Below are 26,701 nucleotides of genomic sequence, written 5' to 3'. Positions count from 1 at the left end.
GCAGTTGACGAAGATCAAGCTTAGGAGTCCGATAGGGCGCTTGGTAAAACGACCTATGGAGAGTTCTGATGGCAAAGCGTATCCAGTTCCGCGCCCATGGCGGCCCCGAAGTGCTCGAATATGTGGATTACCAACCCGCCGAGCCAGGTCCGAAGGAAGTGCGCGTGACCAACAAGGCCATCGGCCTGAACTTCATCGACACCTATTACCGCAGCGGTTTGTATCCACCACCGTCCCTGCCGTCGGGTGTTGGCTCAGAAGGTGCGGGCGTGGTCGAGGCAGTGGGCAGCGACGTGACCCGCTTCAAGATTGGCGATCGCGTGGCCTATGGCAGCGGCCCTCTGGGCGCCTACAGCGATGTTCACGTCTTGCCCGAGGCCAATCTGGTGAAACTGCCGGACGCCATCAGCTTCGAACAGGCCGCCGGCGTGATGCTCAAGGGCCTGACCGTGCAGTACCTGCTGCGCCAGACTTATGAACTCAAGAGTGGCGAAACCATCTTGTTCCATGCGGCGGCCGGTGGGGTCGGTTCCCTGGCCTGCCAATGGGCCAGAGCCTTGGGCGTGAAGCTGATCGGCACGGTCAGCTCGGCAGAGAAAGCTGCACTGGCCAAGGCCAACGGAGCCTGGGCGACCATCGACTACAGTCATGAAAACGTCGCGCAACGCGTGCTGGAATTGACTGACGGCAAAAAAGTCCCGGTGGTGTACGACGGCGTTGGCAAAGACACCTGGCTGACTTCACTCGACAGCGCCGCGCCACGCGGGCTTGTGGTGAGTTTCGGCAATGCGTCCGGCGCGGTCGACGGCGTGAACCTGGGGATCCTGGCAGGGAAAGGCTCGCTGTACGTGACCCGGCCAACCCTCGGCACTTATGCGAACAACGCCGAGAACCTGCAACGCATGGCCGACGAGTTGTTCGAGATGATCATCAGCGGCAAGCTGACCGTGGACATCAGCCAGCGTTATCCACTGGCTGAAGCGGCGAAGGCGCAGACCGAGTTGTCGGCGCGGCGTACGACGGGCTCGGTTATTTTGTTGCCCTGAGGACGCCTTCGCTGGCAAGCCAGCTCCTACAAGTTTCGCGATAAACCTGTAGGAGCTGGCTTGCCAGCGAAGAACGATGACGTGATATCAGTCCGGGCGCACAACCCTGCCGGTCGCCAGATCGCGAATCACGCTCGGGTTCTTGCGCCCGCCCAGATTGCCACCCAGCACCAGATCCACCTGGCCACGGAAATACTGTTCGACGCGAATCCGCGTACGTGCCGCCGGGCGCCCCTGCGGGTTGGCCGACGTCGACACCAACGGCCCGACCAGCGCGCACAAGTCCCGCACCAGCGGGTGATCGCTGACGCGTAGCGCTACCGTCTCATGCACCCCGGTAATCCACTCCGGCAGCAGGTTCTGGTGCGGCACCAGCCAGGTGTTCGGACCTGGCCACGTGCTGGCCATGCGGTCCATCCACAACTCGGGAAAGTCTTCGAAGAGGAAATCGAATTGACGGATATTGTCGGCGACCAGAATCAGCCCCTTATCCACAGACCGGCCCTTGATCAGCAGCAGACGCTCCACCGCTTCCTCGTCCCACGGGTCGCACCCCAGGCCCCAGACTGCTTCGGTTGGGTAGGCAATCACCGCCCCGGCGCGAATTGCTTGCGCGGCTTGTTGCACACGCCAACTGTTGACCATGAAAAACACTCCAGAATAAGGCTCTGCGCAGTTTACCGATCTTGTTTATAAAACCTAGCTCACCCGCGCAAACCAGCGTCCGCTTTCGCACACGGCGCAGCCATCCATTTCCAGTTCCGTCAACGCAGCCAGCACTTTTGGCAAGGCCCAGCCGCTTGCGTCGGCCAGCGCTTCGCTGGTGAGAGGCGCGGCATGCAGCAGCTTCAGCAGTGGGTGAGTCGTCATAGGAGTGCAGGTTTGCGTGGATAACGACAGTCGTTGCCAACCGCGCAAGGCTTCAAGGATATGTTCGATGGTTTCCACCAGCACCGCACCGTCCCGAATCAACTGATGACAGCCGCGGGCGCCGGGGTGATGGATCGACCCGGGCATCGCAAACACCTCGCGCCCCTGTTCCGCCGCCAGCCTCGCGGTGATCAGTGAACCGCTGGCGACACTGGCTTCGACCACCAGCACCCCGAGAGACAAACCACTGATGATCCGGTTGCGCCGGGGGAAGTTGCCAGCGCTGGGGCCTGCATCCAGCGGAAACTCCGAAAGCACTGCGCTGCCCGAAGCGATCATGGCGTCCGCCAGGCGTCTATTTCGCTGTGGATAAAACTTCTCGAGCCCCGTGCCGAGCACACCGACCGTTTGCCCACCGACGTCGAGCGCGGCCTGGTGCGCGGCGGCGTCAATGCCCAGGGCCAGGCCGCTGGTAATGACAAAACCGGCACCGGCCAGGCTGCGGGAAAACGCCGCAGCGGTGTCCATCCCCGGCCGGGACGCGCGCCGGCTGCCGACCATTGCCAGTTGTGGTTTTTCCAGAATGCCCGGATTGCCCGCGACAAATAACAGCGGGGGTGCATCGCTGATTTGTGCCAGCAGTGCCGGGTAGTCCGGTTGGTCCCACATCAGTAAATGCTGGGCCGGGTGCTCTAACCAGGCCAATGCGTGGCTGGCGCCGTCACGAATCTCGGTGCTTCGTCTGGCCTCGGAACACGCCAGTGGCAAACCCAGCGAACGCCAGGCACTGGCCGGTGCGCTAATGGCTTTGGATGCCGAACCAAAGGCTTCGAGCAATTTCTTGAAACGCGCAGGACCGAGTTCCGGCAAACGATGCAGGCGTAATCGAGCTTCCAGTTCCGCGGGGGAAACCGGTGTAACAGTAGACAGCGACATGGATCATCCTTGATCGTAATAAGTACCCGTACAAACGGGAATAAGCTGTGGATAACTCTGTTGGTAACTTGTGAAGCACGCTTACGGATTTCGCACCTTGTCCATCACCGACAGCGAGCGTGAAGCGCTAAGCACCAGCCCATAACTGAGTTTGTCGTAGGTACGGAAAACCATCAGCAGACCAGCGCGCTCATCGGGAATTTTCAACGGCTGGCCGGTGATCCGGTCGCGCACGGTTTCGCCGGTCTTCATCACCGCCAGCAGATTGCCTTCGGCCAGACCGTCGCGCTGCCCCTTGTTCAGCGTAACCACGTCCAACTCGCCGATCTGCGTGACCCCACGCGGCACATCGATGATCAAACCGTTGATTTCGTGACTCGGTGCGTTGGGCGTGAAGGTCGAGTTGATCGCGTGCTCTTCACCGCTGAACAAGCGATCGCCGATGCGCACTTCCTGGGTCGTGCGTTGCAACGCCAGGGTGGCAACGTCGCCTTCGATGGCCACGACCTCACCGCCGCCGATGTCGTCGGCGTTGATCCCTAGAATTTCCTTGCTCTGCGGATCGGTGTAGACCTTGCCTTGACGGAAGATGCCGTACACCGGTTGCGCCGGATCGAAATGGCCACGGGCAAAGATACGGTCACCCGCGCCGCTGAGTACGCGTTCGGCATCGCCAGCGACGATGTAGGGCGCCTTGTCGAAATCCTCGGCCTTGTCGACGATGCGGTTGCTCAGCAGAAAGCTGTTGATCGATTTCAGCGCAATGCTGGGGATAGCCTCGGTCACCGGGCTGCTGCGCACCTGAGGCGACAGCTTTATGGTGGGAATATCTTCCCGAAGTTGCACTTGCCCGTACGCCAGACCGGCCGAGGCCAGGAGCAGCAGGGCGAGTAGTGATTTCCTCATGCGGTGAATCCCTTTATTATGTACGTTCGCGTGAAACGCCAGAGCCGTCAGTGGCTCGCTCCCGGCTTGCTTGTCAACAGAAGGGAGCTACGTTTTACAACGGTAGCCTGCATTTCTTCGGACCCGCCAGGCCATCGACCCGACCTTACTTCACACGTGCAATCATCAAGCTTATGGCCATTTTGAACATCCTCGAATTCCCTGATCCGCGCCTGCGCACTATCGCCAAGCCAGTGGCCGTAGTGGACGCCGAAGTGCGTCAGCTGGTCGACGACATGTTTGAAACAATGTATGAAGCGCCTGGCATCGGCCTCGCCGCTACCCAGGTCAACGTGCACAAACGTATCGTCGTGATGGACCTCTCCGAAGACCGCACCGAACCGCGAGTGTTCATCAACCCCGAGCTCGAACCGTTGACCGACGAGATGGGCCAGTATCAGGAAGGCTGCCTGTCGGTGCCGGGTTTCTACGAAAACGTCGATCGCCCGCAACGGGTCAAGGTCAAGGCGCTGGACCGCGACGGCCAGCCTTACGAACTGATCGCCGAAGATTTGCTCGCCGTGTGCATCCAGCACGAATGCGACCACCTCAACGGCAAATTGTTCGTTGATTACCTGTCCACGCTCAAACGCGACCGCATCAAGAAGAAACTGGAAAAGCTCCATCGCCAGAACGCCTGATGCCCATCTTCAAAGGCTTGCTGCGGCAAGCCTTTTTCTTTTCAAGAGACGTCACCCATGACTGAGCCACTGCGCATTGTCTTTGCCGGCACCCCGGAATTCGCCGCCGAACACCTCAAGGCCCTGCTCGACAGCCCTTACGAGATCGTCGCGGTCTACACCCAACCGGATCGTCCGGCCGGTCGCGGGCAAAAACTGATGCCGAGCCCGGTCAAGCAGCTTGCTCTAGAGAACAATATCCCGGTGCTGCAACCGCCGACCCTGCGCAACGAAGATGCTCAGGCTGAACTGGCTGCACTGAAGCCGGACTTGATGGTGGTGGTCGCCTACGGCCTGATCCTGCCGCAAGTGGTGCTGGATATTCCGCGCCTGGGTTGCATCAACAGTCACGCCTCGCTGCTGCCGCGCTGGCGTGGTGCGGCGCCGATCCAGCGCGCCGTGGAAGCGGGGGACGCCGAAAGCGGCGTGACCGTGATGCGTATGGAGGCCGGCCTCGACACCGGGCCGATGCTGCTCAAGGTCGCCACGCCGATCAGCGCCGAAGACACCGGCGGCAGCCTGCACGATCGTCTGGCGGAAATGGGCCCTCCGGCCGTGGTCCAGGCGATTGCCGGCCTCGCCGCCGGAACCCTGGAGGGCGAAGTGCAGGACGACAGCCTGGCGACCTACGCGCACAAATTGAACAAGGACGAAGCACGCATCGACTGGACCCGACCGGCGGTTGAGCTGGAGCGTCTGGTGCGTGCCTTCAACCCATGGCCGATCACCCACAGCACCTTGAACGGCGAAGCACTGAAAGTGCTGGCCGCGAACCTTGCCGAAGGCAAAGGTGCCCCGGGTGAAATTCTCAGCGCCAGCAAGGAAGGCCTGATCGTCGCGTGCGGCGAGCAGGCCTTGTGCCTGACTCGCCTGCAGTTGCCCGGCGGCAAGGCGCTGAACTTCAGCGACCTGTTCAACAGCCGCCGTGAGAAATTCGCCATTGGCACTGTCCTCGGTCAAGCGGCGGACGCTCAATGAACCCGCGTCTGGCCGCCGCCAAGGCACTCGCTGCCGTCCTGAGCGGAAAAGCCTCGCTCAACAGTTCGCTGCCAACGCAACTGGACAAGGTCGAGGACCGTGATCGCGGTTTCACCCAAGACCTGGCGTTCGGCACCGCGCGCTGGCAGCCACGCCTGTCGGCACTGGCGGCCAAGCTGCTGCAGAAACCGTTCAAGGCCGCCGACGCCGATGTCGAAGCGCTGTTGCTGGTCGGTCTCTATCAGCTGCTCTATACCCGCGTCCCGGCCCACGCCGCCATTGGTGAAACCGTCGGTTGCGCCGACAAGCTGAAAAAACCTTGGGCCAAGGCATTGCTCAACGCTGTGCTGCGTAATGCTCAGCGCGAAAGCGAAACGATTTTCGCCGAGCTGGAGCGTGATCCGGTGGTGCGCACCGCTCACCCACGCTGGCTGCAGAAATCCCTGAAGGCGTTCTGGCCAGAGCAATGGGAAGCCATCTGCGCCGCCAACAACGCGCATCCGCCGATGATCCTGCGGGTCAACCGTCGCCACCACAGCCGTGACGCCTACCTCGGCTTGTTGACCGACGCCGGTATCGCCGCGACTGCGTGTGTCTATAGCCGCGACGGTATCGTGCTCGAAGCCGCCGCTGACGTACGCAGCCTGCCGGGTTTCGCCGAAGGCTGGATCAGTGTGCAGGACGAAGCCGCGCAACTGGCCGCTGATCTACTGGATCTGGCGCCGGGCCAACGGGTGCTGGACGCCTGCTGCGCACCCGGCGGCAAGACCTGCCATATTCTCGAAGCCGAGCCAAAACTGGCCGGCGTCGTGGCGGTAGACCTGGAGGCCAAGCGCCTGGTGCGGGTGCGAGAAAACCTCGAACGCCTGAAACTGAGCGCCGAACTGATTGCCGCCGACGGCCGCGACACCCAGGCGTGGTGGGACGGCAAGCCGTTCCAGCGCATCCTGCTGGACGCGCCATGTTCGGCCACTGGTGTGATTCGTCGTCACCCGGACATCAAGCTGACCCGCCAACCCGACGACATCGCCGCGCTGGCGCTGCTGCAAGGCGAATTGCTCGACGCCATGTGGAACACGTTGGAGGTGGGCGGCATTCTGCTGTACGCCACTTGTTCCACGCTGCCGACCGAAAACACTGAAGTCATCGCAGCCTTCCTCGCCCGCACGCCGGGCGCCCGTGAACTGGACCTCGCCACGGCGGCCGGCATCAAACAGCCCCATGGTCGCCAGTTGCTGGCCCAGGAAGGCGGCCACGACGGGTTCTACTACGCCAAGCTGATCAAGATCGCCGCCGCTCGCGGTTAAATGGATTCAATGGAGTGAATGGATGAAAATCATCATCCTCGGAGCAGGGCAGGTGGGCGGTTCGCTGGCGGAACACCTGGCCAGCGAAGCCAACGACATCACCGTGGTCGACACCGATGGCGAACGCCTGCGCGACCTCGGCGACCGCCTGGACATCCGCACGGTGCAGGGTCGCGGTTCATTCCCGACCGTGCTGCGTCAGGCCGGGGCCGATGACGCCGACATGCTGGTCGCGGTGACCAACAGTGACGAAACCAACATGGTCGCCTGCCAGGTCGCCCACACCCTGTTCCACACTCCGACCAAAATCGCCCGGGTTCGCGAAGCCGCGTACCTGACCCGCGAAGAGCAGTTGTTCCAGAACGAAGCGATTCCGGTGGACGTGCTGATCAGCCCGGAACAAGTGGTTACCAACTACATCAAGCGCCTGATCCAGCATCCCGGCGCCTTGCAGGTGATCGACTTCGCCGAAGGCAAGGCGCAATTGGTGGCCGTGCGGGCTTATTACGGCGGGCCGCTGGTGGGTCAGCAACTGCGGCAGCTGCGCGAACACATGCCGAACGTGGAAACCCGCGTCGCGGCGATTTTCCGTCGCGACCGACCGATCCTGCCCCAAGGCGACACGGTGATCGAGGCCGACGACGAAGTGTTTTTCATCGCCGCCAAAGCGAACATTCGCGCGGTCATGAGCGAAATGCGCCGTCTCGACGAAACCTACAAACGCATCGTCATCGCCGGTGGCGGGCAGATCGGCGAGCGTCTGGCCGAGGCCATCGAAAGCCGTTATCAGGTAAAGATCATCGAGATGAATCCGGCACGTTGCCGTCATCTCTCGGACCACCTCGACAGCACCGTGGTGTTGCAGGGCAGCGCTTCGGACCGCGACCTGTTGATGGAAGAGAACATTGCCGACGCCGATCTGTTCCTGGCCCTGACCAACGACGACGAAGCCAATATCATGTCTTCGCTGCTGGCCAAACGCCTCGGTGCGAAGAAGGTGATGACCATCATCAACAACCCGGCTTATGTCGATCTGATCCAGGGCGGCGACATCGACATCGCCATCAGCCCGCAACTGGCGACCATTGGCACCTTGCTGGCCCACGTGCGCCGGGGCGACATCGTCAGCGTGCACTCACTGCGCCGGGGTGCGGCAGAAGCCATCGAGGCGATCGCCCATGGCGATGCGAAATCGAGCAAGGTGATCGGCAAGGCCATCGAGAACATCGGCCTGCCACCGGGCACCACTATCGGTGCGATTATCCGCGACGAAGAAGTGATCATTGCCCATGACGACACCGTGATCGAAACGGGCGACCATGTAATTTTGTTCCTTGTGGATAAAAAGCATATTCGCGATGTGGAGAAGTTATTCCATGTGGGGTTGAGCTTCTTCTGATCCAACATTGCCAGGATCGCAGCCTTCGGCAGCTCCTACATGGATCGGTGTAGGAGCTGCCGCAGGCTGCGATCTTTTGATCTTCGCTTCAACGCGCCAAAGGAACCAACATGATCGAATCCCTGGAAAAAATGCTCGCCAAGGGTGTGGATAACGCTTTGCTGCGCTTCGGCCTGGGCAAGGGTTATCTGGATCTGGGAGAGAATGCCAAGGCAGTGGAGCATTTCCAGCGCTGCGTCGAATTCGATCCGAAGTATTCGGCGGCGTGGAAACTACTGGGCAAGGCCCATCTGGCGCTGGCGGACTTTGCGGCCGCGCGGCAAGCCTGGGAGCAAGGCCTGGAAGCTGCTCGCGGCCATGGTGACAAACAGGCCGAGAAGGAAATGACGGTGTTCCTGAAGAAGCTCGAGCGTCAGGCGCACGCAGGCCAATAAAGATCAAAAGATCGTCCGAACGCGGCCCGAGCCTTCGGCAGCTCCTACGGGGTGTACGCCGAGCCTTTGTAGGAGCTGGCGAAGCCTGCGATCTTTTGATTTTTTGCATCAATACCAGCGAGCTTCACCCGGCGGACGCTTCTTGAAGCGCTTCATGCTCCACATGTACTGGCTCGGATACGCCCGCACATAGCGCTCGACCACCTGGCTCATGGCCGCGCAAGACTCCGCGGTATCGGTGCTGTACATGGCTTCTGGCGCGGCTTCGAGGATCACTTTGTAGCCCGAACCGTCAGGCAGACGCAGGGCGTGCAGGAACACGCCGACCGCTTTGCCACCCGCGAGCATGTTCGGCACGAATTTACTGGTCAGGGCCTGAGTGGCAAAGAACGGCACGAAGATCCCGGCGGATTCGGCCGGTTCCGGGTCAGCCGGAATGCCCACTGCCCCCCCTTTGCGCACTTCCTTGATGACGCTGAGGATGCCTTCCTTGGTGGAAGCAGCGACCTTGTTACCCAGTTGCACCCGCTGCTTTTGCAGCAATTCATCCACCGCCTTCAATTTGGGCGGACGGTAAAAAATGATCGGTTTGCACTGGCTGCAGTAGAAGTGGTTGAGCACTTCCCAGTTGCCCAGGTGGCTGGTGATGCCGACCACGCCTTTGCCGGAGGCGAGGGCGTCCTTCAATATGTCGAGGCCCTCGACCTCGCGCACCAGGTCGATGGAGCGCTGGGCCGGCCAGATCCAGGCACAGGCGCTTTCGGTCAGGGACTTGCCGATATCCTTCAGGCTCTGGCCCACCAGGCGTTCACGCTCAGCGGGGTCCATGTCCGGAAAGCACTTGGACAGATTGATCCGTACCACGTCGCGGGAACGGTTCGGGGTTTTCCACATGACCCAGCCAATTGCCGAGCCCACGGCCTGCACGGCCCGCCACGGAAGCAGGGCAAACAGCCGCAGAGCGCCTACCAGCAAGGCGCCTTTCAACTTATCCACAGGTCACTCCTGATCTTGTGCTGTGCGCGAGGCGGCCATTCTAACCGGCGTTCGCCAGCTGCGCGTAGCGGTCGCAATCGCGGGTGTGATCCATGACCATGCCCGAGGCCTGCATCAGCGCGTAGCAAATGGTCGGCCCGACGAAGGTGAAACCGGCTTTTTTCAAGCCTTTGCTCATTTCCACGGCGGGCGGCGTCACGGCCGGCACTTCGCTGCGATCCTTGAAATGATTGATCACAGGCGTGCCACCGACGAACGACCAGAGAAATTCCACCGGGTCCTCCAGCGCCAGCCAGGCCTGGGCATTGCGCCGGGCCGCGTTGAGCTTGAGGCGGTTGCGGATGATGCCCGGATCGAGCATCAACTCGTCGATTTCGGCATCGCTCATCTGCGCCACGCGCTGGACATCAAAACCGAACATCACCTGACGATAATGCTCGCGTTTGCGCAGCACGGTGATCCAGGAAAGGCCGGCCTGGAACCCTTCGAGCAAAAGCAACTCGAACAATCCCTGCGCATCGCGTAGCGGCGTGCCCCACTCCTGATCGTGATATGCCATGTACAGCGGATCTTCGGAACACCAAAAGCAGCGTGGCATAAGGCTCCAGGGGGCGTGCGCAGCCATGAATCGGGTATACTCCCGCTCTTTAAATCGCAGCCCAAGAAACAGGTGAATTTCGTGAGCCAGCCTACGCCAGCCGTGCGTACCTTCCAAGACTTGATCCTCGCCCTCCAGCAATACTGGGCCGAGCAAGGTTGTGTGGTACTTCAGCCCTACGATATGGAAGTAGGCGCCGGCACTTTCCACACTGCTACATTCCTGCGCGCCATCGGCCCGGAAACCTGGAACGCCGCCTACGTGCAGCCAAGCCGCCGTCCGACTGACGGCCGCTACGGCGAAAACCCGAACCGTCTGCAGCACTACTACCAGTTCCAGGTGGTCCTGAAGCCGAACCCGGACAACTTCCAGGAACTGTACCTGGGCTCCCTCAAGCACGTCGGCCTGGACCCGCTGGTCCACGACATCCGCTTCGTCGAAGACAACTGGGAATCGCCGACCCTTGGCGCCTGGGGTCTGGGCTGGGAAGTCTGGCTCAACGGCATGGAAGTGACCCAGTTCACCTACTTCCAGCAAGCGGGCGGCATCGAGTGCTATCCGGTGACCGGCGAGATCACCTACGGTCTCGAGCGTCTGGCCATGTACCTGCAAGGCGTGGACTCGGTCTACGACCTGGTCTGGGCTGACGGTCCGTTCGGTAAAGTGACCTACGGCGACGTGTTCCACCAGAACGAAGTGGAGCAGTCCACTTACAACTTCGAACACGCCAACGTCGACAAACTGTTCGAACTGTTCGATTTCTACGAAAGCGAAGCCAAGCGCCTGATCGAACTCGACCAGCCGCTGCCGTTGCCGAGCTATGAAATGGTGTTGAAGGCTTCCCACACCTTCAACCTGCTGGATGCGCGCCGGGCAATCTCGGTGACTGCGCGTCAGCAATACATCCTGCGTGTACGCACCCTGGCGCGTTCCGTTGCGCAAGCCTACCTGCTGGCTCGCGCCAAGCTGGGCTTCCCGATGGCGACCCCGGACCTGCGTGATGAAGTACTGGCCAAGCTGGAGGCTGCACAATGAGTGCTCTGGATTTTCTGGTTGAACTGGGCACTGAAGAACTGCCACCTAAAGCCCTGAACACCCTGGCCGAGGCGTTCCTCGCCGGTATCGACAAAGGCCTGCAAGCCGCCGGCCTGAACTACGAAAGCAAAACCGTTTATGCCGCCCCGCGCCGCCTGGCCGTGCTGATCACCGCACTGGCCACCCAGCAGCCGGATCGCAGCATCAACCTCGATGGCCCGCCACGTCAGGCCGCGTTCGATGCCGAAGGCAACCCGACCCAAGCGGCACTGGGCTTTGCCAAGAAGTGCGGCGTCGATCTGAGCGAAATCGATCAGAGCGGCCCGAAGCTGCGCTACAGCCAGAGCATCGCCGGCAAGGCGACCGCGAGCCTGCTGCCGACCATCGTCGAAGATTCCCTGAACGACCTGCCGATCCCGAAACGCATGCGTTGGGGCGCGCGCAAGGAAGAATTCGTTCGTCCGACCCAATGGCTGGTGATGCTGCTCGGTGACCAGGTCATCGATTGCACCATCCTCGCCCAGAAGGCCGGCCGCGATTCCCGTGGTCACCGCTTCCACCACCCGGAAAGCGTGCGCATCGGCTCGCCGTCCAGCTACCTGGCCGACCTGCGTGCCGCCTATGTGCTGGCCGACGCCAACGAGCGTCGCGAGATCATCAGCAAGCGCACCGAGGAGCTGGCCACCCGTCAGGAAGGCACGGCAATCGTTCCGCCAGCCCTACTCGATGAAGTGACCGCGCTGGTCGAATGGCCAGTGCCGCTGGTGTGCTCGTTCGAGGAACGCTTCCTCGATGTGCCGCAAGAAGCGCTGATCACCACCATGCAGGACAACCAGAAATATTTCTGCCTGCTGGACGCCGACGGCAAGTTGCTGCCACGTTTCATTACTGTGGCCAACATCGAGAGTAAAGATCCACAGCAGATCATCGCCGGTAACGAGAAAGTGGTTCGCCCACGCCTGACCGACGCTGAGTTCTTCTTCAAGCAAGACAAGAAGCAGAAGCTCGAAGACTTCAACCTGCGCCTGCAAAACGTGGTGTTCCAGGAAAAACTCGGCAGCGTCTACGACAAGGCCGAACGCGTTTCCAGACTGGCCGCGTTCATCGCTCCACACATTGGCGGTAACGCTCAATGGGCGGCGCGTGCCGGTCTGCTGTCCAAATGTGATCTGGCGACCGAGATGGTCGGTGAGTTCCCGGAGATGCAAGGTGTCGCCGGTTACTACTACGCCCTCAACGATGGCGAGCCGGAAGATGTCGCGCTGGCGCTGAACGAGCAATACATGCCGCGCGGTGCCGGCGCTGAACTGCCGACCACCCTGACCGGTGCGGCCGTGGCGATCGCCGACAAGCTCGACACCCTGGTCGGGATCTTCGGTGTCGGCATGCTGCCCACCGGTAGCAAAGACCCGTATGCCCTGCGCCGTGCCGCGCTCGGTGTGCTGCGGATCCTGATCGACAAGAAGCTCGACCTCGACCTGACCGACGCCGTGGCCTTCGCCGTCAACTCGTTCGGCAGCAAGGTCAAGGCTGCCGGCCTGGCTGATTCGGTGCTGGAGTTCATCTTCGACCGTCTGCGTGCCCGTTACGAAGACGAAGGCGTCGACGTCGCCACCTACCTGTCGGTACGTGCCCTGAAACCGGGTTCGGCCCTGGATTTCGATCAGCGCGTACAAGCGGTGGAAGCGTTCCGCAAATTGCCGGAAGCCGCTGCACTGGCCGCGGTGAACAAGCGCGTATCGAACCTGCTGAGCAAACTCGAAGGCAGCATGCCGACCACCGTCGAAGCCAAGTACTTCGACAACGCCGCCGAGTTCTCCCTGTACTCGGCGATCCAGCAAGCGGATCAAGCGGTGCAGCCAATGGCTGCGACCCGTCAGTACAGCGAATCGCTGGCGCGCCTGGCTGCACTGCGCGAGCCGGTGGATGCGTTCTTCGAAGCCGTGATGGTCAACGCGGAGGACGCAAAAGTCCGTGCCAACCGTTATGCGTTGCTGGCGCGTCTGCGTGGTTTGTTCCTCGGCGTCGCCGACATTTCGCTGCTGGGTTGAGGGACTGCTGTTGAAACTGCTGATTCTCGATCGGGACGGAGTGATCAATTACGACTCCGACGCTTACATCAAGTCAGTGGAGGAGTGGATTCCACTCCCCGGTTCGATCGAAGCCATCGCGCAGTTGAGCAAGGCCGGCTGGACGGTAGCGGTCGCTACCAACCAGTCGGGCATCGCTCGCGGCTATTACGACCTCGCCACCCTGGATGCCATGCACGAGCGCTTGCGCGCGCTGGTGGCGGAGCAGGGCGGTGAAGTCGGCCTGATCGTCTACTGCCCGCACGGGCCGGACGAAGGCTGCGATTGTCGCAAGCCGAAACCCGGGATGTTGAAAACCATCGCCGCTCATTACAACGTGTCGCTGACCAATCTCTGGTTCGTCGGTGACAGCCTTGGTGACCTGGAAGCCGCCAAAGCCGTCGATTCACAGCCAGTTTTGGTAAAGACCGGGAAAGGCGAAAAGACTTTGGGCAAGACCCTTCCGGTAGGCACATTGATTTTTGACGATCTGGCGGCGATTGCCGCAGAACTTATCCACAAATGCCCTTGAGTAAGTGTGCGCTTCGATTGGTCCTGACCAGGGATGAAAGGGAAGTGCGCTTTATATAGGACGGGCAATTCCCGCAACGGTAAACGTCACCATGTCGATATTGCAGGCCATCAGAACCTTCCTCTTTTACCTGCTGCTGGGCACCAGCTCCTTGCTGTGGTGCAGCCTGAGCTTTTTTATCGCGCCGTTTCTGCCATTCAAGGCACGTTACCGCTTTATCAACGTGTACTGGTGCCGCTGCGCCTTATGGCTGAGCAAAGTGTTTCTGGGTATCCGCTACGAAGTGAAGGGTGCCGAGAACGTACCTGAACGGCCTTGCGTCATTCAGTCGAACCACCAGAGCACGTGGGAGACGTTCTTTCTCTCTGCCTACTTTTCACCGCTGAGCCAGGTGCTCAAACGTGAATTGCTCTATGTGCCGTTCTTCGGTTGGGCCATGGCCATGCTGCGACCGATCGCCATCGATCGCGACAACCCGAAAGCCGCACTCAAGCATGTTGCGAAGAAGGGCGATGAACTGCTCAAGGACAATGTCTGGGTGCTGATCTTCCCTGAAGGCACGCGCGTTCCTTTCGGCACCGTCGGAAAGTTCTCGCGCGGTGGCAGCGCATTAGCGGTCAATGCCGAATTGCCGGTGCTGCCGATTGCGCACAACGCAGGCAAGTTCTGGCCGAAAACCGGTTGGGCGAAGAAGCAGGGCATCATCACTGTGATCATTGGCGAGCCGATGTATGCCGAAGGCAACGGGCCACGAGCCATTGCCGAATTGAACGACCGGGTCCAGGCGTGGAACGAGCAGATGCAACGGGAAATGGGCTCGCTGCCACCGGCTCCGCAAGCGCCGGTTTCAAACGATCAGGTGGCTGTCTGAGATTCTGTGGATAACCTGTGTACCGTTTCATTGAAAACCGTCGTTATTTGTACGTAACTTCATGATTTTTTTACATATTTCTCAGAGAGATAAAAACCATAAAAACGTGCATAAGTTTTTTTCGGACGTAAAAAAACCGGCTGATATAGCCGGTTTTTTTATGCCCGGAACAATCGCAGATTGTCGGCAGGACAGGGCGACCGCTTTCATTCTGTAAACAGTGGAAATTGCAGCCTGAATGTCGTGCCCTGACCCACCTCGCTCTGACACTCGACTCGCCCGCCGTGCCGATCCACAACGGCTTTGACCATCGATAATCCCAATCCCACACCATCGATACCCTGGGCGGAAGAAAAGCGTCGGTATTGGCTGAACAGTTCGGGTAACTCCTCAGCGGCGATGCCTTTGCCCTGATCGATGAGCTCACAGATCAGCCAGCCGTCGCGTTGACTGACGCGCAAACGGATACGAGTACCTGAAACACTGTATTTGATGGCGTTTTCCAGCAGATTGAACAACGCCCGGGTCAGCAGCGCCTGATCCGCCAGAACCAGACTTTCCTGGGCTTCCTCTTCCACTTGATGAACCAGTTCGATCTGTTTCAGCTGCGCGATGGGCAGCGCCTGGTCGAACACATCCAGCACCAGCATCGCAAACAGGCTCGGCTGAAACTGATAAGCCTCGGACTCGGCCCTCGCCAGTTGTACGAAACCGTCAGTCAGTTCCAGGGCCCGACGTACCTGTAGCTCGATTTGATCAAAGAGTTGCGAATCACCGCCCACCTGATGACGGTGGACGTCGAGCAACGCAAGGATGGCCGAGTGAGGCGCCCGCAGGTCGTGGGACAGGAACCGCAACAGGACCGCGCGCTGTTCCTCCGCATCGCGCTCAACACTCAAATCAGTCAGGTTCCATAGCCAGCCGACCGGAATATCACCGTCTACCGGCAACAACCCGGCACGCTCCAGACGCAGGCTGCGCTCCTTGAGGTCGCGAAACTCCAGCAGCGGCAGTGTCGATAAAGACGAGCCCGGCCCACGGCTCATATCCGGATAACCGAGCTGTTTAAGTCGCCCGAGCACATCATCGCCGACCAGATCCCCGCCAAACAGGTCGCGAGCCTTGCGGTTGCCGAGCAGAATCTGCCCTTGGGGATCGCTGATCAACGTGGCCACCGGCAAGTACTCCAGACCATCGGCGATGAATCGGTGGGTATCGCGGGTCAGGCTCATGGCTTGTTCCAGCGCCATGATCTGCTTCTGCAAACGGTCGCCACCGGGATACTGGGCACGACGGCGCTCCGGAAACACTTTCGGCTCGCTGTCCAGCCGCGCCAATTCCCAACCGAAATAGGTCAGCACCACACTGAGGCGCCGCCAGTTCCAGATCAGATAACCAAACAGCATCCCCAGCACCGCAGGCGTCGGAGACCACCACCAGCGCTTGAACTCCGCAAGGCCGGCGCTGATCAGCAACGCACAAGCCATCCCCGTGAGCGTCAGCCAGAGCGCCAGGCGCGGGCGCCACAGCAACAGCCCGAGTACGCACGTCACCAGACCAAGGGAAAGCCATGCACTCAAGCCTGGGGATGCATCGCCCAAGTTGATTTGCGCGCGATAGGACAGCAACGTTGTCAGCGGCAACAGCACGAGACTTATCCACAACCACTCGCGGACCAATTGCCGAAACAATCGCTGTACCTGGCTTGGCTCTCGGCTTTCACGGCGGCGTTGGTCAAACATGGCCAACAGGACAGGGCGGGGTGAATGATTTCATGATTCCTACGCCAGAGGTGTCGACTCAAAGAATCATAGCGGACGCCGCGACCAACGGCGGGCCGCTTGCTTTCACTGTATCGATTGAGCCGCTATCGTCGATAAAGAGCTGCCCAAGCGACAAGGAATCACCGTGTATGCGCGTTGCGATTCTGGACGATGAGCCCGCCGAACTGCGCCGGGTCGAACAAACCCTGCAACAGATGGCCGAAACCGGAGAGCAGCCGTGGTCGCTGCACAGCTTCGAACGGGCCGAAGACCTGTTGCGCCAACTGCGTCGGGAGACCTTCGACCTGCTGATCCTCGACTGGCAACTTCCAGACCTCACGGGTTTGTCATTGCTGCTATGGACCCGCGAACATATGGAAGCGCCGCCGGCGGCAATCATGCTCACCAGTCGCGACGGCGAAAGCGATATCGTTCAGGCCCTGAATGCTGGCGCCGACGACTACGTCAGCAAACCGTTCCGCCCCAATGAACTGAAAGCCCGCGTTGGCGCGGTCCTGCGCCGACACGGCCAGCAGCGCGCGGCTGCCGAAGGGTTGAGCTTCAATGATCTGGTTTTCGACGACGCCGAACTGACCGTCACTCGCGACGGCAAACCAATCGTCATGACCGAACGCGAATACCGCCTGGCGCATTGCCTGTTCAGCAACCTCGGTCGACCCCTGTCGCGGGATTACCTGTACGAACGACTCTGGCCCCATGAAGAAATGTCGTCGTCACGGCCGCTGGACACCCACATCTATCGCCTGCGCAACAAGCTTGGCCTGACAGCGGATCGCGGTTGGCAGTTGCTGACGATTTACGGGTATGGGTATCGGTTGGAGAGCGTGGCGCCGGCGAGCGAGTGAAACTCAGGCAATAAAAAAGGCCAATGCAAATGCATTGGCCTTTTCGTTGGCATCGACCGGGATCAGAAGTCCAGGTTGGACACCGCCAGGGCGTTGCTTTCGATGAAGTCACGACGTGGTTCGACCGCATCACCCATCAGGGTGTTGAAGATCTGGTCCGCGCCAATGGCGTCTTCGATGGTCACTTTGAGCATCCGGCGCTGGCTTGGGTCCATGGTGGTTTCCCACAGCTGATCCGGGTTCATTTCGCCCAGACCTTTGTATCGCTGGATGGTGTGACGCTTGGTGCTTTCAGCCATCAGCCATTCAAGGGCTTCCTTGAACTCCGTCACCGGCTTCTTGCGCTCGCCACGCTGGATGTACGCGCCGTCGTCCAGCAGGGTGCTCAGTTGAGCGCCTAGCGAAACGACAGTCTTGTAATCGTTGCTGCCGAAGAAGTCGCGGTTGAAGGTGACGTAGTTCGACAGGCCGTGGGAGATCAGTTCGACCTCTGGCAGCCAGACGTTACGTTCACGGTCTTCACGCAGGCTGGCTTTGTAAACCAGGCCGGACTTCTCTACGGTGCGCAAGCGAACTTCGTACTGAGCCAGCCAATCTTGCATCGCTGCGTGATCGGACAGTTGCTCCATGCTCACCGCTGGCAGGTAGATGAAGTGCTCGGTCAGCTCCTGTGGGTACAGGCGCGACAGACGCTTGAGAGTCTTCATCACCAGACGGAAGTCATTCACCAGACGCTCAAGTGCTTCACCGGAAATGCCAGGAGCTTCTTCGTTCAGGTGCAGGCTCGCATCTTCCAGGGCCGACTGCGTCATGTACTCTTCCATGGCGTCGTCGTCTTTGATGTATTGCTCTTGCTTGCCTTTCTTCACTTTGTACAGCGGCGGCTGAGCGATGTAGATGTAGCCGCGTTCGATCAGCTCCGGCAACTGACGGAAGAAGAAGGTCAGCAGCAGGGTACGGATGTGCGAACCGTCGACGTCAGCATCGGTCATGATGATGATGTTGTGGTAACGCAGCTTGTCGATGTTGTACTCGTCGCGGCCGATGCCGCAGCCCAGCGCGGTGATCAAGGTGCCCACTTCTTGCGAAGAGATCATCTTGTCAAAACGCGCCTTCTCGACGTTCAGGATCTTGCCCTTCAGCGGCAGGATGGCTTGGGTCCGACGGTTACGTCCCTGCTTGGCGGAGCCGCCAGCAGAGTCACCCTCCACGAGGTACAGTTCGGAAAGGGCAGGGTCTTTTTCCTGGCAGTCAGCCAGTTTGCCCGGCAGGCCGGCGATATCCAGCGCACCTTTGCGACGGGTCATTTCACGGGCTTTACGCGCCGCTTCACGGGCACGCGCCGCATCGATCATCTTGCCGACGACCAGCTTGGCTTCGTTCGGGTTTTCCAGCAGGAAGTCGGAGAAGTACTTGCCCATTTCCTGTTCGACCGCGGTCTTCACTTCGGAAGACACCAGCTTGTCTTTGGTCTGGGAGCTGAACTTCGGATCCGGTACTTTCACCGAAATGATCGCGGTCAGGCCTTCACGGGCATCGTCACCGGTGGTGGCAACTTTGTGCTTCTTCGCCAGGCCTTCTGCTTCGATGTAGGTGTTGAGGTTACGCGTCAGCGCGGAACGGAAACCCACCAGGTGAGTACCGCCGTCGCGCTGTGGAATGTTGTTGGTGAAGCACAACAGGTTCTCGTTGAAGCTGTCGTTCCACTGCAGGGCGATTTCCACGCCGATGCCGTCTTCGCGCTGAATGTTGAAGTGAAACACCTGGTTGACCGCAGTCTTGTTGGTGTTCAGGTATTCAACGAACGCACGCAGGCCGCCTTCGTACTTGAACAACTCTTCCTTGCCACTGCGTTCATCCTTGAGGACGATGCCAACACCGGAGTTGAGGAAGGACAGTTCACGAATCCGCTTGGCCAGGATGTCCCAGCTGAAGTGGATGTTCTTGAACGTCTCGGCCGATGGCTTGAAGTGAATCTGGGTGCCCGTGGTTTCACTCTCACCAACGATTTTCATCGGTTCTTGTGGAACACCGTGGACGTAAGTCTGTTCCCAGATTTTACCGCTGCGGCGAACGGTCAGGACCAGTTCTTTGGACAGTGCGTTCACCACCGACACACCTACACCGTGCAGACCGCCGGATACTTTGTAGGAGTTGTCGTCGAACTTACCGCCGGCGTGCAGCACGGTCATGATGACCTCGGCTGCCGAAACGCCTTCTTCTTTGTGCACGTCTACCGGGATGCCGCGACCGTTGTCACGAACGGTGATGGACTCATCCGGGTGAATGATGATGCTGATGTCGTCGCAGTGGCCGGCGAGAGCTTCGTCGATCGAGTTATCGACCACTTCGAACACCATGTGGTGCAGACCGCTGCCATCGTCGGTGTCACCAATGTACATACCGGGACGTTTGCGTACGGCATCCAGGCCTTTCAGCACTTTAATGCTCGTTGAGTCGTACGTATTTTCTTCGCTCAATGCCTTCACTCCCGATGGTCGTGGGTCTGGGTGATACGGCCCTGTTCCACGTGGAACAGAGCGACTGGCGTTTCCGTCTGCCAGCCTTCCCTCAATAATTCGTGATCTACACAGGTGATAAAGACCTGGCAGCGTAAGTCTTCCAACAAGCGGCAAAGCGCACGACGGTGGTGCTCGTCCAGCTCGGACGGCAAGTCATCCACCAGATAAATACACTGACCGCGCCGAGCCTGGCTGACCAAGTGCCCTTGGGCAATCCGCAATGCGCAAACCACCAACTTCTGCTGGCCACGGGACAAGATGTCCGCGGCGTTGTGCGCACCCAGTCTGAGACGCAAATCAGCGCGTTGTGGTCCGGCCTGGGTATGCCCCATTTGCTGGTCCCGCTGAAGAGACCCAGCGAGCACAGCACTCAGTTCACGGTCCTTGTCCCAGCCGCGGTAATAGCTGAGCGTCAAGCCTTCAAGCTCAACCAGATCGCTCAAGGTTTGTTCAAAGACTGGTTTCAAGGCTTTGATATAAGCGCGGCGGTATTCATCAATTTCAGCGCTGGCCTGGCACAGCTCCCTGTCCCAAACCGCTTGCGAAACGGCGTCAAGTGTACCATGCCGCAGCCAAGAGTTTCTCTGGCGCAGGGCCTTCTGCAAGCGCTGCCAGGTTGACATGAAGCGCGGTTCCACGTGGAACACGCCCCAGTCGAGAAACTGCCGGCGAATTTTCGGCGCACCTTCCAGCAATCGAAAGCTGTCCGGATTGATCAGTTGCAGCGGCAGGATCTCGGCCAGTTGCGCGGCACTGCGCGCATTCTGCCCATCGATACGGATCTGGAATTCGCCTTGTCGATCCCGTGAGATGCCCAAAGCGCTATGCCCACCCTCCGCCAGTTCAACCTGGCCAAAGACCGTACAGGCAAGCTGTTCGTATTGAATCACCGGCAACAGACGGGTGCTGCGAAACGAACGGGCAAGCCCCAGCAGATGGATGGCTTCCAGAACACTGGTTTTGCCGCTGCCGTTGGCGCCGTAAAGAATATTGATGCGGGGGGAGGGGGAGAAGGTCACCGGGTGCAGATTGCGCACCGCGGTGACCGAGACGCGACTTAAGGACATCTAGCTTCTGCTGAGCATGATTACAGACGCATCGGCATGACAACGTAGGCCGAGTCGTCGTTATCCGATTCCTGCACCAGCGCGCTACTGTTGGAGTCGGACAAGATCAGACGAACCTGCTCGGTGGTCATCACGCCCAGTACGTCGAGCAGGTAGCTCACGTTGAAGCCGATTTCCAGAGAGCCACCGTTGTATTCAACGCCCACTTCTTCTTCCGCTTCTTCCTGCTCCGGGTTGTTCGCCTGGATCTTCAGCTGACCGCTGGCCAGTTGCAGACGGATACCACGGTACTTCTCGTTGGACAGAATCGCGGTACGGCTGAACGCTTCGCGCAGCGCCTGGCGATCGCCCAGTACCAGCTTGTCGCCGCCTTTAGGCAGAACACGCTCATAGTCCGGGAATTTTCCGTCGACCAGCTTCGAGGTGAAGGTGAACTCACCGGTGGTGGCGCGGATGTGGTGCTGACCCAGCACGATGCTGACATTGCCGTCCGGCTCGGTGAGCAGACGAGCCAGCTCGAGGATACCTTTACGCGGCACGATGACCTGGTGACGATCCGGCTGACCGATATCGGCCTGCATCGAGCACATGGCCAGACGGTGACCGTCAGTGGCCACGGCGCGGATCACGCCAGCGGACACTTCCAGCAGCATGCCATTAAGGTAGTAACGCACGTCCTGCTGGGCCATGGCGAAGCTGGTGCGCTCGATCAGACGACGCAGTTTGCTTTGCTCCAGGCTGCAGGTCAGCGAACCCGGGCCTTCTTCCACGGTAGGGAAATCGTTGGCCGGTAGTGTCGACAGGGTAAAGCGACTACGGCCGGCTTTGACCACGAGCTTCTGCTCATCGACCTTGATGTCGATCAGCGCATCGTTCGGCAGGCTTTTGCAGATGTCCATCAGCTTGCGCGCCGGCACGGTGATGGAACCCGGATCCGCCGGCTCTTCGAGTTGAACACGACCGACCAGCTCGACTTCCAGGTCGGTACCGGTCAGCGACAATTGCTGGCCTTCGACAACCAGCAGCACGTTGGAAAGCACCGGCAAGGTCTGTCGGCGCTCGACGACGCCTGCGACCAGTTGCAGGGGTTTCAACAGGGCTTCGCGTTGAATGGTGAAATGCATGGTCTAGTCCCTTGCCTTAATTAGCTGCGCTGGTATTCATCAAGTGGTCAGTGTACGCAGCAGGTTCTTGTAGTCCTCGCGGATGTCCGCGTCGGATTCCTTAAGTTCGTTGATCTTGCGGCACGCGTGCAAGACCGTTGTATGGTCGCGACCACCAAACACATCGCCAATTTCCGGCAGGCTGTGGTTGGTCAGTTCCTTGGACAACGCCATGGCGACCTGACGCGGACGAGCGACCGAACGCGAACGGCGTTTGGACAGCAAATCGGATATCTTGATCTTGTAGTACTCGGCGACGGTGCGCTGAATGTTATCCACAGAGACCAGTTTATCCTGCAACGCCAACAAGTCCTTCAGGGATTCGCGAATCAGCTCGATGGTGATATCGCGGCCCATGAAGTGCGAGTGCGCGATCACGCGTTTGAGCGCGCCTTCCAGCTCACGTACGTTGGAGCGAATGCGTTGGGCAATGAAGAACGCCGCGTCGTGCGGCAACTCGACTTTGGCCTGATCGGCCTTCTTCATCAGGATCGCCACGCGGGTTTCCAGCTCCGGCGGCTCGACCGCTACGGTCAGGCCCCAGCCAAAACGGGATTTGAGACGTTCTTCAAGGCCTTCGATTTCCTTCGGGTAGCGGTCACTGGTGAGAATGACCTGCTGGCCACCTTCGAGCAGGGCGTTGAAGGTGTGGAAAAACTCTTCCTGGGAACGCTCCTTCCGGGCAAAGAACTGAATGTCATCGATCAGCAATGCATCCACCGAACGGTAGAAGCGTTTGAACTCGTTGATCGCGTTCAGTTGCAGAGCCTTGACCATGTCCGCCACAAAACGCTCGGAATGCAGGTACACCACCTTGGCATTCGGGTTCTTCTTTAATAGATGGTTACCCACAGCGTGCATCAAGTGGGTTTTACCCAGGCCGACGCCACCATAAAGGAAGAGCGGGTTGTAACCGTGCTTGGGGTTGTCTGCCACCTGCCAGGCGGCGGCGCGCGCCAACTGGTTGGATTTACCTTCAACGAAGTTCTCGAAGGTAAAGGTGCGATTCAGGTAACTGGTGTGCTTGAGCGCACCTTCGACCTGCACGGTACGTTGCTCGGCGCGAACCGGGGCCTGTTGCGAACTGGCGCCGGCCATGGGGTCGAAGCTGTCACGAGAAGGTTCTTGCTCGGTGACCTCATCCACTTTTCGCGTCGTACGTTTGGTCGATGCGGCGGCAGGTGCTGGCGGTGGACTGGCAGGCGCTTGAGCAGCCTGGGCCTGGGAAGCGGCGGCAGCCAGGGGAGCATTGGGCGCGGCACGGGGTGCCGAACTGCGTTTGCTGCCTATTAACAAGGAAAGCGCAGGCGCCATGCCATTGCCGTGCTCATCGAGCAATTCGAGAACACGCCCCAGGTACTTTTCGTTGACCCAGTCCAGAACAAAACGATTGGGTGCATAGACACGCAACTCGTCGCCTTCGGCTTCGACCTGTAGTGGACGGATCCAAGTGTTGAATTGTTGGGCAGGCAGCTCATCGCGCAAAAGCTCCACGCACTGCTGCCAAAGTTCCACTGACACGGATATCCCCTAAGTTGAAAGCCGGTGAGGCAAAAACAAGCGGCCATTGTAGCGACCAGACGCCGACTTATCCACACGAAGGTGGTTCATCGACCAAGAAGAATCACCGTTTCATACGCAAAAAAGACGACCAGTGGTCTGTGCATAAGCTCTGTGGATAACCGGGGTTAAGGTCATTGCACAAGTGGGGGCGGAACTCGGTGGATAACCGGCCTGTGGATAAACCGACCTTCCACACACAGGTTATCCGACAGCGCAGCACAGGCTGAACACTGTTTTCCACTGTAGTTGTCATTCTCTGTACATCAGGTAACACAAGGGCTTAATCGACTTATCCACAGATGGGCGCGGGCCTAGCTTTTATAAGCTTTACAGAAAAGCTTTAAATACTTTCCTTTCTTATTTTTATATTTGCCGACGGTTCGTTCAGCGCAAAACGTCCGGAGATCTATTTATAAGGAAACGCTGGTTGGAAATTGACCTGAAGGCTTGCTTTCTCTAGAATCCCCGGTCTCTTAAAACGGGGGCCATTCCGGCCCGTTGTGGACGAACCAGGTAACACGACAATGAAACGTACTTTCCAACCAAGCACTATCAAACGCGCTCGTACCCACGGTTTCCGTGCTCGCATGGCTACCAAGAACGGTCGTGCCGTCCTGTCGCGTCGTCGCGCCAAAGGTCGTGCGCGTCTGGCAGTTTGATAATCCGGCACTGGAGGTGAGTCAGGACTTCAGTCGGGAAAAGCGTCTGCTTACCCCCCGGCAATTCAAGGCAGTCTTTGACTCCCCTACCGGCAAGGTTCCGGGGAAAAATCTCCTGCTCCTTGCGCGCAACAACGATCTCGATCACCCCCGTCTCGGGTTGGTTATCGGGAAAAAGAGCGTAAAGCTCTCCGTCGAGCGCAATCGCCTCAAACGTCTGATGCGCGAATCGTTTCGCCTGAACCAGGACTCTCTGGTCGGTTGGGACATCGTTATCGTCGCGCGCAAAGGTTTGGGTGATGTAGAAAACCCCGAATTGATTCAGCATTTCGGCAAACTCTGGAAACGTCTGGCTCGCAGTTCGCCGGTACCAGCAGTCAAAACCGAAACTGTAGGGGTAGACAGTCCAGATGCGTAAACTGGCACTCGTTCCGATCCAGTTTTATCGCTATGCCATTAGTCCCCTGATGGCCAGTCACTGTCGTTTCTACCCCAGTTGTTCCTGCTACGCGTTAGAAGCCATCGAAAATCATGGCCTTCTTCGCGGTGGCTGGCTGACCTTTCGTCGTTTAGGTCGCTGTCATCCGTGGAATCCCGGTGGTTATGACCCGGTTCCACCTATCCCTACCTCCCGTTCTTCTTCGATGGCCGAGTAATCATGGATATCAAACGCACGATCCTGATCGTCGCCCTGGCAATCGTGTCCTACGTTATGGTTCTTAAATGGAACCAGGACTATGGCCAGGCTGCCCTGCCGACTCAGAATGTTGCCACCAATACGACTGCATCGGGCCTGCCGGATACGGCATCTGGCTCCAACGCTTCCGCCAGTGACGACATTCCACGTGCTGCAAGCGACACCAGCGCACCTGCCGAAACGCCGGTGGCTGTGAGCAAGGACCTCATCCAGATCAAAACGGATGTACTGGACCTGGCTGTCGACCCACAAGGTGGTGATGTTGCCCAGCTGACCCTGCCGCTGTATCCGCGTCGTCAGGATCACCCGGAAATTCCGTTCCAGCTGTTCGATAACGGCGGCGAACGTACTTATCTGGCGCAAAGCGGTCTGATCGGCACCAACGGTCCGGATGCCAATCCGGCCGGTCGTCCGGTTTATTCCTCGGAGAAGAAGGTTTATCAGCTGGCTGACGGTCAGGACCAATTGGTCGTGGACCTGAAGTTCAGCAAGGACGGCGTCAACTACATCAAGCGTTTCACCCTGAAACGTGGCCTGTATGACGTAACCGTTTCCTACCTGATCGACAACCAGAGCGCTCAGCCCTGGACCGGTGCGATGTTCGCGCAATTGAAGCGTGACGCCAGCGCCGATCCATCTTCCACAACCGCCACCGGCACCGCGACTTACCTGGGCGCTGCCCTGTGGACAAGTTCCGAGCCGTACAAGAAAGTGTCCATGAAGGACATGGACAAGGCGCCGCTGAAAGAAACCATCACTGGCGGTTGGGTTGCCTGGTTGCAGCACTACTTCGTGACCGCATGGATACCGGCCAAGGGCGAAAACAACGTCGTCCAGACCCGTAAAGACAGCAAAGGCAACTACATCATCGGCTACACCGGCCCATCGATGAGTGTTGCGCCGGGTGCCAAGGCCGAGACCAGTGCTGTTCTGTACGCCGGTCCGAAAAGCCAGGCCGTGCTGAAAGAGTTGTCCCCAGGTCTGGAACTGACGGTCGACTACGGCATTCTGTGGTTCATCGCCCAACCGATCTTCTGGTTGCTGCAACACATCCACGCCATTGTGGGTAACTGGGGCTGGTCGATCATCTTCCTGACCATGCTGATCAAAGGGATTTTCTTCCCACTGTCGGCTGCCAGCTACAAATCCATGGCGCGCATGCGTGCAGTGGCACCGAAACTGGCCGCGCTGAAAGAGCAACATGGCGATGACCGGCAGAAAATGTCGCAATCCATGATGGAGCTGTACAAGAAAGAGAAGATCAATCCGCTGGGTGGTTGCTTGCCAATCCTCGTGCAGATGCCGGTTTTCCTCTCGCTGTACTGGGTTCTGCTGGAAAGCGTCGAAATGCGCCAGGCGCCGTTCATGCTGTGGATCACTGACCTGTCGATCAAGGATCCGTTCTTCATTCTGCCGATCATCATGGGTGCAACCATGTTCATCCAGCAGCAGTTGAACCCGACTCCACCGGATCCGATGCAGGCCAAGGTGATGAAGCTGATGCCAATCATCTTCACCTTCTTCTTCCTGTGGTTCCCGGCGGGTCTGGTGCTGTACTGGGTAGTGAACAACTGCCTGTCGATCGCCCAACAGTGGTACATCACGCGTAAGATCGAAGCGGCTACCAAAGCAGCTGCCTGATTTACACTGTGGATAACCACTCAAAACGCCCCCTAGTGGGGCGTTTTGCTATCTGTCACTTTTG

At 59.2% G+C, this 26,701-nt stretch carries 25 protein-coding genes; 15 read left to right on the top strand and 10 right to left on the bottom strand.

Annotation, left to right across the window (positions count from 1 at the left end; all coding sequences use genetic code 11):
- Nucleotides 1–68: 68 nt before the first annotated feature.
- Nucleotides 69–1,046 carry an NADPH:quinone reductase gene (locus AC1D19_RS10180; RefSeq protein WP_477763113.1) on the top strand — a complete coding sequence of 326 codons (978 nt, stop codon included), beginning with the start codon at nucleotides 69–71 and terminating at the stop codon, nucleotides 1,044–1,046.
- Nucleotides 1,047–1,133: 87 nt separating this feature from the next.
- Here the strand turns inward: AC1D19_RS10180 and tsaC are convergent, their stop codons facing one another.
- From tsaC to AC1D19_RS10165, 3 genes are all read right to left on the bottom strand, one after another.
- A complete protein-coding gene (tsaC, locus tag AC1D19_RS10175) occupies nucleotides 1,134–1,691 on the bottom strand; it encodes an L-threonylcarbamoyladenylate synthase type 1 TsaC (RefSeq protein ID WP_347909892.1) in 558 nt (185 codons plus the stop codon).
- Between the two features lie 54 nt (nucleotides 1,692–1,745).
- Nucleotides 1,746–2,852, bottom strand: coding sequence for a DNA-processing protein DprA (dprA, locus tag AC1D19_RS10170; RefSeq protein WP_477754535.1), 1,107 nt, complete (start codon nucleotides 2,850–2,852; stop codon nucleotides 1,746–1,748).
- An 81-nt stretch (nucleotides 2,853–2,933) separates the two neighbouring features.
- Nucleotides 2,934–3,758, bottom strand: coding sequence for a peptidoglycan-binding protein (locus AC1D19_RS10165; protein WP_477763112.1), 825 nt, complete (start codon nucleotides 3,756–3,758; stop codon nucleotides 2,934–2,936).
- A gap of 173 nt (nucleotides 3,759–3,931) precedes the next feature.
- Between AC1D19_RS10165 and def the strand changes: the two genes are divergently transcribed.
- The 5 genes from def to AC1D19_RS10140 all read left to right on the top strand — a co-directional run bounded on the left by def (nucleotide 3,932) and on the right by AC1D19_RS10140 (nucleotide 8,595).
- A complete protein-coding gene (def, locus tag AC1D19_RS10160) occupies nucleotides 3,932–4,438 on the top strand; it encodes a peptide deformylase (protein WP_477754537.1) in 507 nt (168 codons plus the stop codon).
- 57 nt (nucleotides 4,439–4,495) lie between these two features.
- Nucleotides 4,496–5,455, top strand: a complete 960-nt coding sequence (gene fmt / locus AC1D19_RS10155) for a methionyl-tRNA formyltransferase (protein WP_477763111.1) — start codon at nucleotides 4,496–4,498, stop codon at nucleotides 5,453–5,455.
- Nucleotides 5,452–6,762: a 16S rRNA (cytosine(967)-C(5))-methyltransferase RsmB gene (rsmB, locus tag AC1D19_RS10150; RefSeq protein ID WP_477763110.1), complete on the top strand. Its 1,311-nt coding sequence runs from the start codon at nucleotides 5,452–5,454 to the stop codon at nucleotides 6,760–6,762. The genes fmt and rsmB overlap by 4 nt, the downstream gene beginning before the upstream one ends.
- A gap of 22 nt (nucleotides 6,763–6,784) precedes the next feature.
- On the top strand, nucleotides 6,785–8,161 hold the full coding sequence (trkA, locus tag AC1D19_RS10145) for a Trk system potassium transporter TrkA (protein WP_429386834.1): 1,377 nt from the start codon (nucleotides 6,785–6,787) through the stop codon (nucleotides 8,159–8,161).
- A gap of 110 nt (nucleotides 8,162–8,271) precedes the next feature.
- Nucleotides 8,272–8,595, top strand: coding sequence for a tetratricopeptide repeat protein (locus AC1D19_RS10140; RefSeq protein WP_223459118.1), 324 nt, complete (start codon nucleotides 8,272–8,274; stop codon nucleotides 8,593–8,595).
- A gap of 108 nt (nucleotides 8,596–8,703) precedes the next feature.
- On the opposite strand, the gene AC1D19_RS10135 is transcribed toward AC1D19_RS10140, so the two are convergent.
- Together AC1D19_RS10135 and tag are read right to left on the bottom strand one after the other, a co-directional pair.
- Entirely contained in the window at nucleotides 8,704–9,591 is an 888-nt protein-coding gene (locus tag AC1D19_RS10135) for a lysophospholipid acyltransferase (RefSeq protein ID WP_477755065.1), read from the bottom strand.
- 40 nt (nucleotides 9,592–9,631) lie between these two features.
- The gene (gene tag / locus AC1D19_RS10130) at nucleotides 9,632–10,189 is read right to left on the bottom strand and encodes a DNA-3-methyladenine glycosylase I (protein ID WP_477755066.1); all 558 of its coding nucleotides are present in this window, start codon (nucleotides 10,187–10,189) and stop codon (nucleotides 9,632–9,634) included.
- An 81-nt stretch (nucleotides 10,190–10,270) separates the two neighbouring features.
- Between tag and glyQ the strand changes: the two genes are divergently transcribed.
- The 4 genes from glyQ (at nucleotide 10,271) to AC1D19_RS10110 (ending at nucleotide 14,696) form a co-directional block, all read left to right on the top strand.
- A complete protein-coding gene (gene glyQ, locus AC1D19_RS10125; protein WP_003187265.1) occupies nucleotides 10,271–11,224 on the top strand; it encodes a glycine--tRNA ligase subunit alpha in 954 nt (317 codons plus the stop codon).
- Nucleotides 11,221–13,275 (top strand): glycine--tRNA ligase subunit beta, encoded by a 2,055-nt coding sequence (gene glyS / locus AC1D19_RS10120; protein ID WP_477755067.1) that lies wholly within the window; start codon nucleotides 11,221–11,223, stop codon nucleotides 13,273–13,275. The genes glyQ and glyS overlap by 4 nt, the downstream gene beginning before the upstream one ends.
- A gap of 4 nt (nucleotides 13,276–13,279) precedes the next feature.
- On the top strand, nucleotides 13,280–13,825 hold the full coding sequence (gene gmhB / locus AC1D19_RS10115) for a D-glycero-beta-D-manno-heptose 1,7-bisphosphate 7-phosphatase (protein WP_477755072.1): 546 nt from the start codon (nucleotides 13,280–13,282) through the stop codon (nucleotides 13,823–13,825).
- 91 nt (nucleotides 13,826–13,916) lie between these two features.
- Complete coding sequence (locus tag AC1D19_RS10110) at nucleotides 13,917–14,696, top strand: lysophospholipid acyltransferase family protein (RefSeq protein ID WP_477759767.1); 780 nt, start codon at nucleotides 13,917–13,919, stop codon at nucleotides 14,694–14,696.
- Between the two features lie 206 nt (nucleotides 14,697–14,902).
- On the opposite strand, the gene AC1D19_RS10105 is transcribed toward AC1D19_RS10110, so the two are convergent.
- Nucleotides 14,903–16,438, bottom strand: coding sequence for a sensor histidine kinase (locus AC1D19_RS10105; RefSeq protein WP_477763109.1), 1,536 nt, complete (start codon nucleotides 16,436–16,438; stop codon nucleotides 14,903–14,905).
- Nucleotides 16,439–16,608: 170 nt separating this feature from the next.
- Here AC1D19_RS10105 and AC1D19_RS10100 point away from each other — a divergent pair, with 170 nt between their 5' ends.
- Nucleotides 16,609–17,325 (top strand): response regulator transcription factor, encoded by a 717-nt coding sequence (locus tag AC1D19_RS10100; protein ID WP_477763108.1) that lies wholly within the window; start codon nucleotides 16,609–16,611, stop codon nucleotides 17,323–17,325.
- Nucleotides 17,326–17,387: 62 nt separating this feature from the next.
- Here the strand turns inward: AC1D19_RS10100 and gyrB are convergent, their stop codons facing one another.
- From gyrB to dnaA, 4 genes are read right to left on the bottom strand one after another with little or no spacing between them, the layout of a single operon-like run.
- A complete protein-coding gene (gene gyrB / locus AC1D19_RS10095) occupies nucleotides 17,388–19,805 on the bottom strand; it encodes a DNA topoisomerase (ATP-hydrolyzing) subunit B (RefSeq protein ID WP_057397325.1) in 2,418 nt (805 codons plus the stop codon).
- A gap of 5 nt (nucleotides 19,806–19,810) precedes the next feature.
- Nucleotides 19,811–20,914, bottom strand: a complete 1,104-nt coding sequence (recF, locus tag AC1D19_RS10090; protein WP_007985068.1) for a DNA replication/repair protein RecF — start codon at nucleotides 20,912–20,914, stop codon at nucleotides 19,811–19,813.
- Between the two features lie 20 nt (nucleotides 20,915–20,934).
- Nucleotides 20,935–22,038 carry a DNA polymerase III subunit beta gene (dnaN, locus tag AC1D19_RS10085; RefSeq protein WP_007969885.1) on the bottom strand — a complete coding sequence of 368 codons (1,104 nt, stop codon included), beginning with the start codon at nucleotides 22,036–22,038 and terminating at the stop codon, nucleotides 20,935–20,937.
- Between the two features lie 39 nt (nucleotides 22,039–22,077).
- Nucleotides 22,078–23,598, bottom strand: a complete 1,521-nt coding sequence (gene dnaA / locus AC1D19_RS10080; protein ID WP_477759768.1) for a chromosomal replication initiator protein DnaA — start codon at nucleotides 23,596–23,598, stop codon at nucleotides 22,078–22,080.
- A 566-nt stretch (nucleotides 23,599–24,164) separates the two neighbouring features.
- Here dnaA and rpmH point away from each other — a divergent pair.
- From rpmH to yidC, 4 genes are read left to right on the top strand one after another with little or no spacing between them, the layout of a single operon-like run.
- Complete coding sequence (gene rpmH / locus AC1D19_RS10075) at nucleotides 24,165–24,299, top strand: 50S ribosomal protein L34 (protein WP_003213577.1); 135 nt, start codon at nucleotides 24,165–24,167, stop codon at nucleotides 24,297–24,299.
- 16 nt (nucleotides 24,300–24,315) lie between these two features.
- Nucleotides 24,316–24,717 (top strand): ribonuclease P protein component, encoded by a 402-nt coding sequence (gene rnpA / locus AC1D19_RS10070; RefSeq protein ID WP_056727027.1) that lies wholly within the window; start codon nucleotides 24,316–24,318, stop codon nucleotides 24,715–24,717.
- Nucleotides 24,710–24,955, top strand: a complete 246-nt coding sequence (gene yidD / locus AC1D19_RS10065; RefSeq protein WP_010207715.1) for a membrane protein insertion efficiency factor YidD — start codon at nucleotides 24,710–24,712, stop codon at nucleotides 24,953–24,955. Before rnpA ends, yidD begins: the two co-directional genes overlap by 8 nt.
- A gap of 2 nt (nucleotides 24,956–24,957) precedes the next feature.
- Nucleotides 24,958–26,637: a membrane protein insertase YidC gene (gene yidC, locus AC1D19_RS10060; RefSeq protein WP_477763107.1), complete on the top strand. Its 1,680-nt coding sequence runs from the start codon at nucleotides 24,958–24,960 to the stop codon at nucleotides 26,635–26,637.
- Nucleotides 26,638–26,701: the final 64 nt, after the last annotated feature.

This window comes from Pseudomonas sp. P1_C12 (assembly GCF_056406435.1).
The sequence above is the reverse complement of the archived record's forward strand: the minus strand, read 5'-3'. Positions and strand labels throughout refer to the sequence as shown.